General features: G+C 66.2%; 13 protein-coding genes and 1 pseudogene. 5 read left to right on the top strand and 9 right to left on the bottom strand.

The window, feature by feature from the left end; genetic code table 11:
* The first annotated feature begins 428 nt into the window (after positions 1-428).
* Positions 429-2,306 carry a carboxypeptidase-like regulatory domain-containing protein gene (locus AB1609_03615; protein MEW6045554.1) on the top strand — a complete coding sequence of 626 codons (1,878 nt, stop codon included), beginning with the start codon at positions 429-431 and terminating at the stop codon, positions 2,304-2,306.
* A 218-nt stretch (positions 2,307-2,524) separates the two neighbouring features.
* On the opposite strand, the gene AB1609_03610 is transcribed toward AB1609_03615, so the two are convergent.
* The 5 genes from AB1609_03610 to AB1609_03590 form a co-directional block, all read right to left on the bottom strand.
* A complete protein-coding gene (locus tag AB1609_03610; protein MEW6045553.1) occupies positions 2,525-3,373 on the bottom strand; it encodes a carbohydrate ABC transporter permease in 849 nt (282 codons plus the stop codon).
* A 24-nt stretch (positions 3,374-3,397) separates the two neighbouring features.
* Positions 3,398-4,375: a sugar ABC transporter permease gene (locus tag AB1609_03605; protein ID MEW6045552.1), complete on the bottom strand. Its 978-nt coding sequence runs from the start codon at positions 4,373-4,375 to the stop codon at positions 3,398-3,400.
* Positions 4,365-5,738: a sugar ABC transporter substrate-binding protein gene (locus AB1609_03600; protein ID MEW6045551.1), complete on the bottom strand. Its 1,374-nt coding sequence runs from the start codon at positions 5,736-5,738 to the stop codon at positions 4,365-4,367. The genes AB1609_03605 and AB1609_03600 overlap by 11 nt, the downstream gene beginning before the upstream one ends.
* Positions 5,739-5,849: 111 nt before the next feature.
* On the bottom strand, positions 5,850-7,277 hold the full coding sequence (locus AB1609_03595; GenBank protein MEW6045550.1) for a sn-glycerol-1-phosphate dehydrogenase: 1,428 nt from the start codon (positions 7,275-7,277) through the stop codon (positions 5,850-5,852).
* A 13-nt stretch (positions 7,278-7,290) separates the two neighbouring features.
* Positions 7,291-7,965 (bottom strand): L-ribulose-5-phosphate 4-epimerase, encoded by a 675-nt coding sequence (locus AB1609_03590; GenBank protein MEW6045549.1) that lies wholly within the window; start codon positions 7,963-7,965, stop codon positions 7,291-7,293.
* A gap of 219 nt (positions 7,966-8,184) precedes the next feature.
* Here AB1609_03590 and AB1609_03585 point away from each other — a divergent pair, with 219 nt between their 5' ends.
* From AB1609_03585 to AB1609_03570, 4 genes are all read left to right on the top strand, one after another.
* Positions 8,185-9,213, top strand: coding sequence for a LacI family DNA-binding transcriptional regulator (locus tag AB1609_03585; GenBank protein ID MEW6045548.1), 1,029 nt, complete (start codon positions 8,185-8,187; stop codon positions 9,211-9,213).
* A gap of 45 nt (positions 9,214-9,258) precedes the next feature.
* The gene (locus AB1609_03580; GenBank protein MEW6045547.1) at positions 9,259-10,962 is read left to right on the top strand and encodes a ribulokinase; all 1,704 of its coding nucleotides are present in this window, start codon (positions 9,259-9,261) and stop codon (positions 10,960-10,962) included.
* Between the two features lie 36 nt (positions 10,963-10,998).
* Positions 10,999-12,414, top strand: coding sequence for an L-fucose/L-arabinose isomerase family protein (locus tag AB1609_03575; protein MEW6045546.1), 1,416 nt, complete (start codon positions 10,999-11,001; stop codon positions 12,412-12,414).
* Positions 12,415-12,539: 125 nt separating this feature from the next.
* Positions 12,540-13,337 carry an HAD-IIA family hydrolase gene (locus AB1609_03570; protein ID MEW6045545.1) on the top strand — a complete coding sequence of 266 codons (798 nt, stop codon included), beginning with the start codon at positions 12,540-12,542 and terminating at the stop codon, positions 13,335-13,337.
* Positions 13,338-13,359: 22 nt separating this feature from the next.
* On the opposite strand, the pseudogene AB1609_03565 reads toward AB1609_03570, so the two are convergent.
* The 4 genes and pseudogenes from AB1609_03565 to AB1609_03550 all read right to left on the bottom strand — a co-directional run.
* Positions 13,360-13,563: pseudogene (locus AB1609_03565) on the bottom strand (aldo/keto reductase).
* Positions 13,564-13,599: 36 nt separating this feature from the next.
* Positions 13,600-14,508 carry a carbohydrate ABC transporter permease gene (locus AB1609_03560; GenBank protein MEW6045544.1) on the bottom strand — a complete coding sequence of 303 codons (909 nt, stop codon included), beginning with the start codon at positions 14,506-14,508 and terminating at the stop codon, positions 13,600-13,602.
* A 5-nt stretch (positions 14,509-14,513) separates the two neighbouring features.
* Positions 14,514-15,392: a sugar ABC transporter permease gene (locus AB1609_03555; protein ID MEW6045543.1), complete on the bottom strand. Its 879-nt coding sequence runs from the start codon at positions 15,390-15,392 to the stop codon at positions 14,514-14,516.
* A 114-nt stretch (positions 15,393-15,506) separates the two neighbouring features.
* Positions 15,507-16,765, bottom strand: a 1,259-nt coding sequence (locus AB1609_03550; protein MEW6045542.1) for an ABC transporter substrate-binding protein, incomplete at its 5' end; no start/stop codon positions are given.

Here is a 16,765-nt window from a genome sequence, read left to right as displayed (position 1 = left end):
TCTATGCTGCCCGGCAAAGAACGACGGGGGGTGAAAGCGAGGGAATGCCACAGTTGCCTGATATCGCGGCGTAACGGGTGGCAGTCAAGCGGGAACCCAATTTACACCACTTGCGGGGACGCTATCCAGTTGAAGCGTCCGGTGTGGCGGAGGATGTGCCTTCACCAGTGATGGCTACAACATCCTGCTCTCCAATCCCAGCGAAGATGCCGGTCGGGAGCCCGAGGCCGTCAGGTTTTCTCTTGAACAGTGGTTGGCTGATCAAGGTACCCCGTTACAAGTGAACCGGAGACGGTGAGACTTCTCACTGATCTCGTGAGGTTCTGGACAGCAGCCTCGCGGCGAGTGCGGGCTGTCGTTTCTTCGGCGTCGTGGCCGTTAAGGTCACGCTTGTACTCGAGTGGACGGAAGTGATGGGAGGGTGGAGTATGAGCTGGATGCACAAGCTGAAGTTGTCTCGTGCCGCATTAGCCAGAAAAATAGCCGTCACCGCCGCTGGGGCCTCAGCTCTCTGTATCTCGACAGTGGCTGTGTTGGCGGCGGATATCACTGGTAGGGTTACGGACGCGGTGACGAGTGCACCGATCTCCGGTGCGGTCGTGATCCTCAGAGGGTCGGCACTTCAGGCTGTGAGCAGCGAAGACGGGCGATATGCCATCGTTAATAACGATCGACCTGACGGGCCCAACTTTGGCGTCCCCGTCGAGCCCGGGACATATACGCTGGAGGTCCGAGCAAAGGGATACCATCCTGTCCAGGTAAGGGACGTCAAAGTGACCGCCGACGAGCAGCGCCTGCGCGTTGATGTGCAGATGCGACCGGGATATCGGACCAACTTTGTCCAGGTAGGGCCGTCAGGACGGTATTTTGCTCTCGAGGATGGCACGCCCTACGTGCCTGCCGGTTTTCACCACCAGATTGTGGAGCCGGACTTCAATGCCGCCTGGGATCCTGCCGGCAAGTGGGGCAGCTGGTGGAACTACGAACCGGAGAAAGCGGAGGCATTCGCTCGTGCCCTCGCGGAGCGCGGCATAACAATGATTCGCATTTTCCTGGAGGAGGCCTACATCCTGGAGAGCAACCTCAGATGGGCTTTGTTCCAGGATCCTGTCGGGGTCTACAATCCTGATGTGGTGGCCCACTGGGATCAGCTGTTCGACTGGGCCGACAAGTACGGTTTTAAAATTCTGGTCAGCCTCTACCATACGGACCAGGCGAGGCGCAATTGGCGCTACTACCCGTATTCGAGCTGGCAGGGAGGGCCAGCCAGTGAATATCCGGACGAACGCTGGTTTACCGACCCCCGCGTCAAACAGGCGCAGAAGCGGGACTCTGAGTACGTCATCGATCGGTGGGGACAGAGGGACTCCTTTTTTGCCCTGGACCTGATGAACGAAGCGGATGCCTGGCCGGGGGCATCCGTCTACCTCGGCGAATGGATTGACGAGATGGCCGACCATGTGCGCGCCTATACCGTCCGGCGCTGGGGGAAGCCCCATCTGGTCACCGTCTCGACCGGCAACTACGAAGCCAAAGGCCACCGCGAAACGATCCTTAACAATCCACGACTGGACTTCGTCACCACCCATATGTACTGGGGGACGATCGCGAACCCCCAGGTGGAGCTCGATGGCGTAATTAAGACGGATGTCTTCATGCCGGCGCTTGAGGCCAATTTCACTGCAGAGGCGGTACTCGCGAAGCTATCGGCTCCGAAGCCATACTTCGACAGTGAGCACGGGCCGATTAAGGCGCAGTTGCCGCTGGATCAGTTTTATATCGTGGACGGTCTCCCCAGTGCGATCGTGGACGAGTTGTACTTCCACAACATCATTTGGGCCAACTTCGTGGCTGGTGCTGCCGGCGTGCCGACCCGTTGGGGCTTCCGTCCCGACACACCCCTGGGTTACAGGCTTACCGACGAGATGCTGGACGATATCGGCCGGCTGCGGAAGTTTGCGCTCCTCTTCGACCTTGCGACGTACAATCCCAGAACCGTTAGCATCACGGAGAGCGAAGCCAACCGGGATGACTTGGTTGTCATGGGAAGCTTGGGTGATCGGGAAGGGATGTTCTGGGTGCTCCAACGGCGAGAGCCGATCCCCAACGGGGAAAGCGCCCCGATAGCGGGTGCCGTCATCACGGTTCCCGTCTCTTCAGACGGTCGATACCGCGTGACTGTCTACCGCACCCGCACCGGTGAGATCGGGCCAGGAGGATTGGTCAAGGCGGAGGGAAGGAGCCTCGAGGTGCGGCTGCCTGAGTTTGAGCTGGACGTCGCCTTCAAGATCGAAAAAGTGGAGTAGGAATTCTCGACGTATACATCCGTGGCGCTGCTGGCCACACTCGTTGCTTTGCTCGTATAAGGCTCAAGCCAACCAAGGGGGTATTCCCATGCCTACACCCGGGCCAGGATGATCTGGCGAGACTGAACCTAGGCGAACGCAGCAGCGGGGTCGCACCGGGGTCAGCGGAATCTCTCGAAGCGTGTTCAGCGTACGCCGCGGCCGGGCTGCAACCGGGCTCAGTACTTCACAGCGCCAAATGTCAGGCCGCGGATCAGGTACCGCTGCATCACCAGCGAGAAGGCCACGACCGGCACCATGGTCACAAGCCCGGCGCCTGCCAGGGGGCCCCAGGCGATGCGCCAGCCCGTGATGTAGCGCCCCAGGAACAGCGGCAGCGTCTGGGCGTCGGAGGAGCTGGTCAACACCAGCGCCATGAGGAACTCTCCCCAGCTCTGGATGAACGAGAGAGACGCCACCGCCGCCAGGCCGGGCGCCGACAAGGGCAGCACCACCCGCAGGAAGACCGTCCACGGCGAAGCCCCGTCCACCCACGCTGCCTCGTCGAGCTCCCGCGGGATTTCGTTGAAGAAGCTCAGCAGGATCCAGGTCGCAAAGGGAGCGGTGAAAATCAGGTGCGCCATCATCACGGCCCAGACCGTGTTGAGCAGCTGCAGTTTGAGGAAGATTGCGTACACGGGCAGCGCCGCGGCGATCGGAGGCAGCATCCGCACCGAAATGATCCAGGAGGCCAGGCTCATGCCCCCTACTTTGAACCGGGAGAGCGCGTACGCCGCGAGGCTGCCGAGAAGCGTCGACGAGGCGGCCGTGCCAAGCGCCACCACGGCGCTGTTGCGAAGGTACGGCACGATGCCCCCGATGGCGGTGGCAAGGCTTCCGGAAAAGCCCCCCTCGGTCCCGAGGAAGTTGCCCAGGGTCAGCCGGGTTGGGAAGACGATGGGGGGCCACGTGAACCACTCGGCGCTCACCTTGAAAGCGGTGATGGCGATCCAGTAAGCCGGGAAGAGGAAAAAGACGAGGGCCAGCGCGATCGCCGCATACCGTAACGCCGTCCACACCCTGTCCACGACGCCATCCCCTCACCGGCCGGGTCAGAATCCCAGGAGCTCCCTCAGCCGCAGGCCCCGGATGAGCAGGTTGACCAGGAGCGACACCACCGCCAGCAGCAGCAGGCTCAAAGCCGACGCATACCCCACGTCCCACCCGTAGCTGAGCCCGACTTTGTAGATGTAGTAGCTGATGGAGTGGGTCGCCGAACCGGGGCCACCAAAGGTCACCATGTAGATGATGTCGAAGAGCTTTACCACGTCAATGAGCCGCAGAATGAGGACAACCCACAAGAGCGGCCGTAGCAGGGGAAGCCGCACCTGCCACAGGAGCTGCCCCGTCGAAGCCCCGTCGACCCTGGCCGCTTCGATCAGCTCGTCGGGCACCGATTGGAGCCCGGCGTACAGGACGAGGAAGACGAAAGGCGTCCACTGCCAGACGTCGGCGACGATGATCCCGACGCCCGCCCAAAACGGGTCGCCCAACCACGACACCCGAGAAACCCCGAAGAGACTCAGCACCCAGTTGACTGGCCCGTACTGATAGTTGAACAGCATCTTCCAGGCAACGCCGGCCACGACTGGCGGCACCGCCATGGGCACGAGGAGCGCGCTGCGTATCCAGCGCTCGCCCCTGGCGTCGAGAATCAGCACGGCAAGCAAAAACCCCAGCAGAAGCTCGATGGATACGGCGGCCGCGGCCAGCACGGCCGTGAAACGCCACGAGACAGCCGCCGTCCGGTCAGCGAACGCTGCTTGGTAGTTACCCAGGCCGAGGAAGCTGGGGGGCTCCCACGAAGCCAGGTCGTAGCGGAACAGCGACATGACCAGCATGTACCCGAACGGGTACAGCGTCAGCGCGGCCAGATACAGCACGAGCGGGGCCACCATCAACCACGCGGTGCGCGACTGCCGCCTGGCCAGAGTCGTGGTGACGCCCGGCCGGCGAGCCTCGGGGAGGGGCGTCGGCTGCCCCGAGCCCCTCCCGAGACCGATGGCACTGGCGGGCGGTTTACCGGCCAAGTATCTTCGTCCACTCCTGAGCCAGCTGCCGCAAGCCCTGTTCAGGAGCGACGGAGCCCAGGAGGATCTCTGTAAACGTGCCCACGGCCACGTCCTCCAACCGGGGCTCCTCGGGGATTCTCGGCCGGTGGGTCTGGGTGGCGACGATCTGGCCGAGCACCGCCATCCGCGGGTCAGCCGCCTTCACCTGCGGGTCGTTGAGCGTGCTGGTGCGGGTCGGCAAGAGCCCGAACTTGAGGAACTTGCCCTTGTCCGCCACTTTCGACGTGGCGTACTGCGCGAAGAGGAAGGCGGCGGGCTGGTTGCGGCTCGACGCGTTGACCCCCAGGCCCCAGTTGCCGCTCACCGAGTGCCCGCCGGGGATCAGGGCGACGCCGACGCGCTGGTCAGCCGGCTGCAGCGCCTCGGCCGCCTTGAAGGACGCCCACGCGGCGCCCCACTGCGGCACCATCGCCACCAAGCCGCGGGCGAAGTACTCGATGGTCTCCCCGTAGTCCGAGCCCAGCGGGTCCGGGCTGAAAGGCAGCAGCGACTTGATGGTGTTGATGGCCGCCACGCCCTCGGGCGAGTCGAACGCGGGTTTGAGGTCACCCGTGAAGTAGTCGCCGTACTCGAAGCTGATCGGCCCGAACTTCTTCATGCCTGCGTCGCTGCGCCGGTAGGGGCCGAAGAAGAGCAGGAACTCGTAAAAGGTGGTATGGGTGCGCGGGAACATCAGGGCGATGCCGTACTCGGTCGGCGACGAAGGGTTGTTGCGCCGGGTGAAGAACTCAGAGACATCCCGGGCCTTCCCCCACGTATCGGGCACCACCAGCTCGTACCCGTACTTCTGGCGGAACTGGCTCTTCAGGTTGGGGTCGTTGAAGAGATCTTTGCGGTAGTAAAGAAACATCGTGTTGAGGTAGAACGGGAACCCGATGTTCTTGCCCTCCCACAATCCGGCCGTCCTCCACGCCACCGGGTCGAAGTCCGACGGGTCGTGCCCGGGCAGGATCAGGTCAGGGTTCTGCCGTCCGAACTGCTCGAGGTCGAGCATGCCTCGCGCAACGGAGCCCGCCGTCATCACGTCCCACGTGGCAACGTCGAACGCCCCGGTGCCTGCCGACACGTCCTGGAGGATGCGGGCGTACAGGATTTCCCAGGAAAGCGGTGTCACCTGCACGCGCACCGATGGGTAGTCCCGCATGAAGGCCTGGGCCAGATCATGCATGGCATCAGCACCTTCGGGTACGACCCACACGTTGATGGTCCCCGCCACCCGGGACGGAGCACCCGCCAGGGCCACTCCTGCCGCCGCGCACAACGCCAGCGCCACCACTGCCAGCGCCACGCCCCGCACGTAACGCACTCGATAAGCCGGCACGATCCCCACCCCTCTCCCCAGGGTCTCAGGAACGTTACCGCTTTCGCACGGTTCTGGTGTACGACGTCCCCCACAGGGTTCCTGCCGGGAAGGGACGGGTCCGGCGCACGGTCAGCAGGCCAGCATCCCCGCCTCGGTGGCAAGCGACAGGACGGTATACCGCGGCCTCAGCTCGCGGGCGGCGACAAGGCAGGCTTCGACCGGCTGCGCCACTTCGGGAAGGGCTACTACGGAGGCAGGAGCGCCGGCCTGCGCCAGGTGCTCGGCAACGTTCTCGGGCTCGGGCAGGTATGGCCCTACGGTGCGCACGATCGTCTCCCACCGGCTGCGGATGAAGTGCCGGCGCCGCGACAGTTCCGCTCGGCTGCGCCCGAACAGCCGCCAGGGCCCGTCCGGCCACGTCCGCTGCTCCGCCACAAGCCGGTCGGCCAGCCGCCCGAAGCGCCGGCGCACGGCTCCTTCGTGCTCCTGCGGGCTTGGCGAGACGGGCCCGGGCCAGGCGCCGGGGTCGCTGGCCAGCAGGCGGTGATACAGCCGCAAGACCTCTACGCTCGCAACCCCCACCCGCTCGCCGTGTAGGGACGGTTCGACCGCTCCTTCGGCCAGAGCTCGCATCTCCCAGTAGTGGGCGAGGTGGTGCTCAGCCCCGGAGGCCGGCCGGGAGCTCCCCACCATGAGCATGGCCACGCCTACCTTCAACAGCCCATCCATGAGCCGCTGCACCCGGCCCGGCTCGTGCCAGGCGGGGCAAGGCGAGTCGTTTTGGGCCGCAGTGCTCGGAGAGCCATCACGCCGCTCACGAATGAGCGCGGCAGCCTCTTCGGTCAACTTGGTGGCCAGGCTGCAGCGGTACTCGCCGTTGAGCACGGCCGCAAGGGCCCAGTCGGCCAGCGCCGTCCACTTGCCGGCGAGCTCCGCCCAACCCGACGCGATGAGCCGCCGAGGGGCTGCCGCGTACACCTCCGGGTCAGCGAACACGGCGACGGGCGGCACGGCAGGATACGAGGCGCGAACACCGCCCGCCACCATCGCGGCGACCGACGACGTAAACCCGTCGACGCTTGGGGCGGTCGGCACCGCGATGAACGGCCGGCCCAGGCGAGAAGCGAAAAAGCGGGCGAGGTCCGTGATGGTGCCCGCACCCGCCGCCACGATGAAACTGGCGTTGGAGCGCAGGTCGAAGGCGAGACGCCCGAGGGCCTTCTCATCCGGATGGACCGCAGGCACTGCCGGCAGGACGGAGGAGGCGACCCGGACGCCGGCCCTGACGAGCAACTGGCGGAGCCGGCTCCCGGCGGCCGCGTCGGTGTTTTCGTCGGCGATGACCCACACCTGCCGTACGCCCCGGCGCTCCAGGAAGCCCGCCACCTGTTCGAGGGCTCCGGCCCGGTTGACGAGCGCCTCGATGGGCACGACATGGCGCCGGCCGCACGGGCACTCGAGCTCGATGGGCCCGCTCCCTTCCCCGGAGAGAAGCCGGGCCAGGCTGCTCGTCAACTCGGGGTCGTCCTTGCGCATCTCGCCGTCGTCACGCCCCATGTGCCGGACCCCCCTAGTGCTGGCCCGGCGCCGCTTCGGGGCCGTTCAGCTGGCCGTACTTGTGGCGATAGGCGGCGTGGGCCCGCGCCACTTCCTCGGGTGGAAGGGGCCGTGGATTACCCCTTACCATGGCCAGGTGCACCGTCATGGCCACGTCCTCCACCATTACCGCCGCCTTCAGCGCCGCCCAGGGGTCGGGCCCGATGGTGAAGACGCCGTGGTGTGCCAGGAGCACCGCCGGCGAGCGGCCGATGTGCTCTACGACCACCTTCCCGATCGCCTCGCCGCCGACGGGAGCGTACGGGGCGCACGGCACCGGCCCCCCGAACTCGTCGGCAATGGCCGTGAGCACCGCCGGGATCGGCTGCCCGAGCGCTGCGAAGCTCGTGGCGTAGGGGGAGTGGGTGTGCACGACGCCCCCCACGTCGGGACGGGAGCGGTAGATGTAAAGGTGGGCGGTCGTGTCGACCGATGGCCGCATGCTCCCCTCGACAACTCGGCCGTCGAGGTCCACCACCACCAGATCCTCGGGCCGCAGGCGTTCGTAGCGCACGCCGCTGGGCTTGATCACGACGAGCCCCGTCGTGAAGTCCCTCCCCGAGGCGTTGCCGCTGGTCATGGTCACCAAGCGCTGGCGGGGGAGTTCCAGGTTGACCTCCCACACGACCTGACGCAGCTCTTCGAGCATCCAAGCCCTCCTCTTCTTCGTATGCGACGCAGGCTGCCTTGGTCCGCCAACGTTATCGTCAATTCGCTGCAATCCGCCGGCTGTCCTGTTCGACGGGGAGTACGCCCGGGGTGGAGCACGTGCGTGGATGAAAGCCCGCCTGTTCTGTCGGGACCGAACCGGCTCCGGCAGGAATCGGACGCCGAGCCCGGTAACGTTTCTGATGGGGAGGGCGATCTTGTGGAGTCAGGCAACGGTCACGGCCAACGCCCGGTTACGCTGCGGGACATCGCTCGGGAGGCCGGCGTCTCCATCAACACGGTCTCCCGGGCGCTCAACGGAAAGCCGGACGTAAGCGACGCCACCCGGGCCCTGGTCCAGTCGGTCGCCGCCCGGCTCGACTACCGACCCAACCAGCTGGCGCGGGGGTTGCGCCAGCAGCGGACCGCCACCATCGGGGTCGTGGTGGCCGACCTGGCCAACCCCTTCTTCGCCGAGGTGGTGGAAGGGATCGAGCGGACCGCCTCCCAGGAGGGCTACAGCATCATTCTGGCCAACACCGAGGAGAAGCAGGATCGGGAGCAGCAGGCGGTGCGCACGCTGGTCGAGCGCCAGGTCGACGGGATTCTCATCGCGCCGACCCAGAGTTCGGACGACGCCATCCGCTACCTCATGCAGCGGCACGTTCCCTTCGTGCTGCTTGCCCGCTTCTTCGAAGGTCTCGACGTGCCGGCCGTGGTCAACGACGACCGGGAGGGAGCCCGGCTGGCCGTCCGCCATCTCGTGCAGCGCGGACACCGGGACATCCTCTACCTCAACGGCCCTCCGTACAACTCCAGCGCCCGGCTGCGCCTCGCCGGATATCGCGACGCCCTCGAGGAGGCGGAGATCCCGTTCCGGCCCTCGCTGGTGATCTCCACGGATGCCCGGTCGACGGGCGGGTATGCGGCCATCCAGCAGGCGCTGGCCGGAGGGCTGCGCTTCACGGCCGTCTTTTGCTTCAGCGACTACGTCAGTTTCGGAGCCATCCGGGCCCTGCGCCAGGCGCGGCTTTCCATCCCCAAAGACGTGGCGGTGATGGGCTATGACGACATCGACCTGTCGGCCATCGTGGAGCCGGCCCTGTCGACGGTCCACATTGCCAAGACGCGCCTCGGGCAGGTTGCGGCCCGGATGTTGATGGGGATGATGGGCGGATCCGCCGCCCCTGCGGAGAGGGTGGGCGTGGCGGTTCTTTCGCCCCAGGTGGTCATACGGGAATCGGCGTAGAGCGGGCCTCGCGAGGGGGCCGTGCCCGGCAGGGAGGTTGTACGCATGGCACGATCGGCGCAGGCACGTTACACCATCGGGATCGACTTCGGGACGTTGTCAGGCAGGGCTGTGCTGGTAGATGTCGAAACGGGGGAGGAGGCCGCCACTGCCGTCTACGAGTACGCCAACGGGGTCATCGACCAGGCGTTGCCGGGCAGTTCGCGCACCCTGCCCCCGGACTTTGCCTTACAGGATCCGGCCGACTACATCCGGACTGTGGAGAAGACCATCCCGGAGCTCCTGCGCCTGGCCGGCGTCGCCCCTGGCCAGGTCATCGGGATCGGCACCGACTTTACTTCGTGCACGATGCTGCCGGTGAAAGCCGACGGCACCCCGCTGTGCTTGCTCCCGGAGTTTCGCGACCAACCCCACGCCTGGGTGAAACTCTGGAAGCACCACGCGGCCCAGGACCACGCCAACCGCCTCAACCACATCGCCCGCCAGCGCGGGGAGGCCTTCCTGCCCCGGTACGGCGGGAAGATCTCGTCGGAATGGTTCTTCCCGAAGGTATGGCAGATCCTGGAGGAGGCACCCCACGTCTACGAAGCTGCCGACCGGCTGATCGAGGCGGCGGACTGGATCATCTGGTACCTCACGGGACAGGAGACCCGCAACTCGACGACGGCAGGCTACAAGGCCATCTGGCACAAGCGCGAGGGCTTCCCCTCCCGGGATTTCTTCGCCGCCCTCGACCCGCGGCTGGCGGATGTGGTCGACCGGAAGATGTCGAGGCGCATCCTGCCGCAGGGATCCCTGGCGGGCACCCTGCGCGCCGACCTGGCTCAACGTCTCGGGCTTTTGCCCGGCACCCCGGTCGCGGTGGGCAACGTGGATGCGCACGTGGCCGTGCCGGCGGCCACGGTGGTCAGCCCCCACAAGATGGTCATGGTGATGGGGACCTCCATCTGCCACATGGTGCTCGGCACGGAGGAGCACATGGTCGAGGGCATGTGCGGCGTCGTCGAAGACGGCATCGTGCCGGGCTTCTTCGGGTACGAGGCGGGCCAGAGCGCGGTGGGCGACATCTTCGCCTGGTTCGTCGAACACGGGGTGCCTCCGGACTACCACGACGAGGCGCGCCGGCGCGACGTGGGCCTGCACGAGCTGCTGGAAGCGAAGGCCGCACCCCTTCGGCCGGGGGAGAGCGGGCTGCTCGCCCTCGACTGGTGGAACGGCAACCGGTCGGTGCTGGTGGACGTCGACCTGACCGGGCTCATGGTCGGCATGAACCTGGCGACCCGGGCGGAGGAGATCTACCGCGCGCTTATCGAAGCGACGGCCTTCGGGACGCGGGTGATCATGGACGCGTTCGAAAGCCAGGGGGTCCCGATCGAGGAGGTCTTCGCCTGCGGCGGGCTGCCCGAGCGAAACCGGCTGCTCATGCAGATTTACGCGGACGTGACGGGACGGGAGTTTCGGGTTGCGCGCTCGGCCAACACATCCGCTCTCGGCTCCGCGATGTTCGCGGCGGTGGCCGCCGGAAAGGCCCGGGGCGGGTACGACGACATCGTGGAAGCCGCCGCCCGCATGGCAGGAGTGAAGGACGAGGTGTACCGGCCGGATCGGGCGGCCCACGAGGTGTACGGGCAGCTGTACCAGGAGTACCGGGCGCTGCACGACTACTTCGGCCGAGGACAAAACGACGTGATGAAGCGCTTGAAGGCGATTCGGGCACGCTGCCGCAGTGCGGCCGGCGAAGCTCGTTGAGCGCGGCTCAAGGCGTGCGGAAAGGGGACGGAGGACGTGGCGAACACCAAGGCAACGCTGGGTGTGATCGTCGGTAACCGCGGCTTTTTCCCGGGTCATCTGTGCGAGGCGGGCAGGGAGCAGGTCCTGCAGGCTCTGCAAGCGGAAGGGATCGAACCTGTCATCCTTCCGGCCCAGGCGACGCGCTACGGGGCTGTCGAGAGCTTCTCGGAGGCGCGCCAGTACGCCGAATTCTTCCGCTCCAACGCGGACCGGATCGACGGGATCCTGGTTACCCTTCCCAATTTCGGCGACGAACGGGCCGTGGCCGACACGCTGCGCCTGGCGGGCCTGCGCGTTCCGGTGCTGGTGCACGCCTTCCCCGACGAGGTCGGCAGGATGAGCGCCCAGTTCCGCCGGGACGCCTTCTGCGGCAAGATGTCGGTCTGCAACAACTTGCGGCAATACGGGATCCCCTTCTCCCTGACTACCCGGCACACGGTGGCCCCTGACCACCCCTCCTTCCGGGAGGATCTGCGCTGGTTTGCTTCGGTGGCGCGCATCGTCAAGGGTCTGCAGGGTGCGCGGCTCGGCGCCATCGGTGCCCGGCCGGCTGCGTTCAACACGGTGCGCTACAGCGAAAAGCTCCTGGAGCGGTACGGCATCACGGTCGTGACGGTTGACCTGTCCGACATTCTGGGCCGGGTCGAACGCCTCAAGCCGGGCGACCCCGCCGTCGAGGAGAAGCTGGCGGCCATCCGGGAGTACGTGCCGGCCCGGGGCGTCCCGCAGGCCTCGCTTGAGAAGATGGCGAGGTTCGGCGCGGTGGTCGACCGATGGGTGAAGGAAAACCACCTCGCGGCGACCGCCGTGCAGTGCTGGACGGCGCTTGAGGAGTTCTTCGGCATCGTGCCCTGCACCCTCATGAGCATGATGTCCAACGCGCTGCTGCCGAGCGCCTGCGAAACCGACGTGACCGGAGCGCTCGCCATGTACGTGCTGCAGCTGGCATCCGCGCGGCCGAGCGCCATCGTCGACTGGAACAACAACTACGGGGACGATCCCGACCGGGGCGTCATCTTCCACTGCAGCAACCTTCCCAAGGAGATCTTCGAGGAACCCACCATGCACTACCAGGAGATCATCGCCGGCACGGTGGGCGCCGAGAACTCCTACGGCACCATCTATGGCCGCATCAAGCCGGGGCCGTTTACGTTCCTGCGCATCTCGACGGACGACGGAGCCGGCGCCATCCGGGCGTACGTGGGCCAGGGCGAACTCACCCGGGATCCCCTCTCGACCTTCGGGGGCTACGGCGTCGTGAGGGTGCCCAACTTCCAGAAGCTGCTCCGGCACATCTGCGAGAACGGCTTCGAGCACCACGTCAGCATCAACATGAGCGAGACGGCCTCGGCCGTCGAGGAGGCCCTGGGCAAGTACCTGGGGTGGGAAGTGTACCGGCACCAGGGGTGAGCGGCGCAGCGGTCCCTCGGTCGCAACAGCAAGTTACCCGAGGGGCCAGACACAAAGGCTCGCAGGGTGGGGACTACGGGAGTAAGCCGGAAGGCCCGTTCTCCTGGAGGGCCTTCGAGGGGTACGTGTTTGACCTCGACGGGACGGTGTACCGGGGGGAGGGGCTGATCCCCGGGGCGGACAGGGTCATCGCCACTCTGCGCCGGTCGGGCCGGCGGGTCGTCTTCCTCTCCAACAAACCGCTCCACGCCCGTGGCACCTACGCTGCCAAGCTCACCCGCCTCGGCATTCCCACGGCTTCCGAGGACGTGATCACGTCCAGCATGGTTCTGGCCCGGGAACTGGCGGCTCGCCATCCCGGTGCGCACGTCTACGTGCTGGGGGAGCCCCCGCTGGTGGCCGAACTGCGCCGCGCCGGCCTGGCCGTGGTGGACGATCCCGAGGCGTCCGGCTTGCGAGTCGACGTCGTTGTCGCCTCCTTTGACCGGACCCTGACATGGGAGAAGCTCAAGCGTGCCCATCTGGCCTTGCGGCAGGGCGCCCGGTTGGTCGCCACCAACCCCGACCGCACCTGCCCCGTTGAGGAAGGAGACGTGCCCGACGCCGGTGCGGTCATCGCGGCCCTGCAAGCCTCGTCGGGCAAGACGCCCGAGTGGGTGGCCGGCAAGCCGTCGCCCCTCATGATTCAGGCGGCGCTTGCCAGGTTGGGCGTGCCACCCGAACGGGCCGTCCTGGTCGGCGACCGCCTGGAGACCGACATCGTCATGGCTCGCCAGGCAGGCATCGCGTCGGTGCTGGTCCTGACGGGCGTGACCGACCGGAAATCGGGGGAGCAGGCACCCGGCGGGGCGCGTCCCGACTACGTGGTGAGCAGCATCGCGCAACTCATCGCCCCGGGCGATGACGGACTTCAAGGCCTGTAAGCCCAGAGGCGGTGATGGTCTTCCCCTTGAGCCACCGTCCCACGATCTCCTCGGAGGCGCCCTGGCCGTATAAGTTGGCGGTATCGAGGAAGTTGCCGCCCGCCTCCGCGAACCGGTCCAGCATCCGGCGGCTCTCCTCTTCCGGCGCCTCCCTGCCGAAGGTCATGGTGCCCAGGCACAGCTCACTCACCTTCAGGCCCGATCTGCCCAAATACCGATACTCCATCGGCGGTCCAATGCCCTTCCCGCCCGAGCTCTCGCTCTATCCCTTGAGGCCCGTCAGGGTGATGCCTTCGATGAAGGTCTTCTGGGTCATGAAGAAGAGGGCGAGAGTCGGTAGCACCACCAGCGTCGAAGCCGCCATGAGGAGGTCCCACTGCACGTAGTTGGTCCCCCGGTACATCTGCAGCCCGACGGCCAGCGTGAACTTCCGCCCGTCCTGCAGGTAGATGAGAGGGCCCAGGAAGTCGTTCCACGCATTGAGGAACTGGAACAGCGCCACCACCGCGAGCACGGGCCTCGACAGCGGCAGCAGCACGCGGCAGAGGATCTGCAGTTCCGAGGCGCCGTCGATGCGGGCAGCGTCGGAGAGCTCCTCGGGGATGGTCATGAAGAACTGCCGGAGCAGGAAGATGAAAAAGGCGTTGCCAAGGAAAGCGGGCACCACCAGCGGGAGAAGGGTGTTGATCCAGCCCAGGCGCGCGAACGTGACGTACAGCGGCACCATGGTGACCGGGAAAGGCACCAGCATGGTGGCCAGGATGAGGATCAGGAGCGCCTCCCGCTCTCTCCAGCGAATCTTGGCGAGGCTGTAGGCAACCAGGGGACAGCTCACCAGCACTCCGAGAGCGCTTGCGCACCCGTAAACCAGGGTGTTGAGGAAGTATCGGAAGAACGGCACAGCCTCCACTGCCTTGACGTAATTGTCCCATCTAGGCTCTGGCGGCCACCAGACGGGCGGGTAGGCCAGCACCAGCTCCGTCGGCTTGAGCGACGTGGTGACCATCCAGAGAAACGGCAGAAGGAAGCCCAGGCTGACCAGGATCAGGGCCAACCGCACGCCAAGGGCCGTTCCCCACCGGACGCGCCGCCTGGTCGCGGCCGCCGCGGAGCGGGTACCTAGCCGGGGCGCGCCCGTGAGGTTGAACCCGGGCTGCTCTCCAGCCGCCATCTCCCTCACCTCTGTTCTCCCTGGTAGTAGACCCAGCGGGCCGAACTGCGCAGGATGGCCAGGGCCGTGACCAGCGAGACGAGGAAGAGCACCCACGCCATGGCCGACGCGTAGCCCATCCGGCCATATTGAAAGGCATTGCGGTAGAGGTACAGGACGTAGAAGAGCGTCGAGTTGGCAGGCCCTCCGCTGGTCATGATGTACGCCGGGGTGAACACCTGGAATCCCTGGAACACCGCCATGATGACGTGAAACAGCACGACGGGACTGATCATGGGCAGGGTGATCCGGCTGAACCGCTGCCACGGCGTCGCCCCATCCAGTTCGGCGGCTTCGTACAGGTCACGCGGAACGTCTTGAAGCGCCGCCAGGAAGATGATGGCCGACCCTCCTGCCCCCCACTGGGCCATCATCACGATGGACGGCTTGGACCACTGCGGGTCCGCTATCCACCCGGGGCCGAAGATGCCCAGCCTGTCCAGGAGCAGATTGAGCAGCCCAAACTGCGGGTTGAGTACCCACAGCCAGATGAAGGAAGCGGCGAACGCAGGAATGATATACGGCAAGTAGACGGCGGTGCGGTAGAAGGAGATCTCCCGTAGCCTCGCGTTGAGGAGCAACGCCAGGCCCAACCCGATGACGAAGCCGATGGGGACTGCCAGGGAGAGGTAGTACATGGTGTTGTAAAAGGAAAGCCAGAAGACCTCGTCCTGCTTCAGCATGTGGACGTAGTTGGAGAGGCCCACCCACCGCGCTTTCCCGAGGCCGGTGAACTCTGTGAAGCTGTAGTACACCGCGGAGCCGACCGGGTAGAGGGTGAACAGCAAGAACCCCAGGATCCATGGACTCGCAAACGCCAACCCCTTGAGGCGCGCTTGAGTCATCCGACCCTCACCCCGCAGTCAGGGGAACACCGTTCGGCCCTGACCGGCTTAAAGGGCAGGGGCCGCCGCCCCAACAGCTCGGCGGCCCCCGCCGCCTCGACGGGAACCGGTACCCTACTTGAAGAACTTGTCCAGCTCTGGCTGCACGCGCTTGATCACGTCGTCAAGCGCCTGCTGGGGAGTCTTCTGGCCGTTGATGACGTAGTCGCGTGCTGCGGTCAGCTCATCCCACAAAAGCGCTCCCACCGGGAGCGGCGGGCGCGACTTGGCCGTCGGGAGCAGCGCGACGAAGAAGGCGTGGTCCTTGTCGGCCCGCAGTTCGGGCATGTTCTGCAGCGCGAGGTGAGTCGGCATGTGGGCGGTCTCGATGCTGTAGATCCGCTGCCCCTCGGGCCCGGCCATGAAACGCGCGAACGCATAGCCGCCACGCGGGTTGCGAGCGCCCTTGGGCACCACGAGGCTCCAGCCGCCCGCCCACGTCACCGGCGCCACGCCCGGCTTGGTCGGTATGCGCCCGATGCCGTAGCTGACGCCAGGCCCGAACGTCCGCATCATGGCGATTCGCCAGTCGCCGTCCACCGCCATCGAGAGCTGGCCTGCGATGAACGGATCCTGGGCCTCCTGCCCGAACGCGGACGAGAAGCTCTGCAGCGCCTGGATGCCGTACTTGTCGGCGTAGCTCTTCTGCCAGGCGAAGGACTCCACGATGCGCGGCTCGTTGACCGTCAGCCTGCGCCCCTCCGCATCGTAGAACTCACCGCCGAAGGCCCAACCCCACGTGTAGTGCCAACCCTGGAACGCCCACGGCAGCAGGCCGAGCCGGACGATACGGGCGCCTCGCCGCTGCGTCAGCTTGTCGACAGCCTGATCCAGCGCCGGGATGGTGTCAGGAGGCCGTTCGGGGTCGAGGCCGGCCTGGATGAAGTGATCCTTCCGGTACCACAGTGCGCGGGCATCGGTGTCGAAGGGCAGTCCCCAGACCCGGCCCTCGTGGACGACCTCTGCCCAAGCGTAGGGAAGGTAGTCGGCCTCGGCGTTCCAGCCTTCTTGCTGGATGAACGGCGTGAGATCGGTAAGCACTCCGGCTGCCGCCCGCTGCGCCACTGTGAAGCGGTCCAGCATGTAGACGTCCGGCCCGGTTCCCCCGGCGACCGCCGTCATGAGCCTTGCGATGTCGGTTTCTGCGCCGGGCACCACCTGGATTTCGACCTCGTACACGTCCTGGCTCTCGTTGAACGCCTTGACGAGCTTCTCATTGGCCGCACGCTCGATGGCCCCCGTGTGGCTCGTCCAGAAGACCACCTTCGAGCGCTCGGCCACCACACCCGACGCCACGGCCAACACTACCAGTGCTGCGACGGCCACCGCTATGC

It is taken from the genome of Bacillota bacterium (assembly GCA_040754675.1).
Lineage (GTDB): Bacteria > Bacillota > Limnochordia > Limnochordales > Geochordaceae > Geochorda.
Note: the sequence above shows the minus strand (reverse complement) of the source record. Positions and strands in the feature narration are given on the sequence as shown.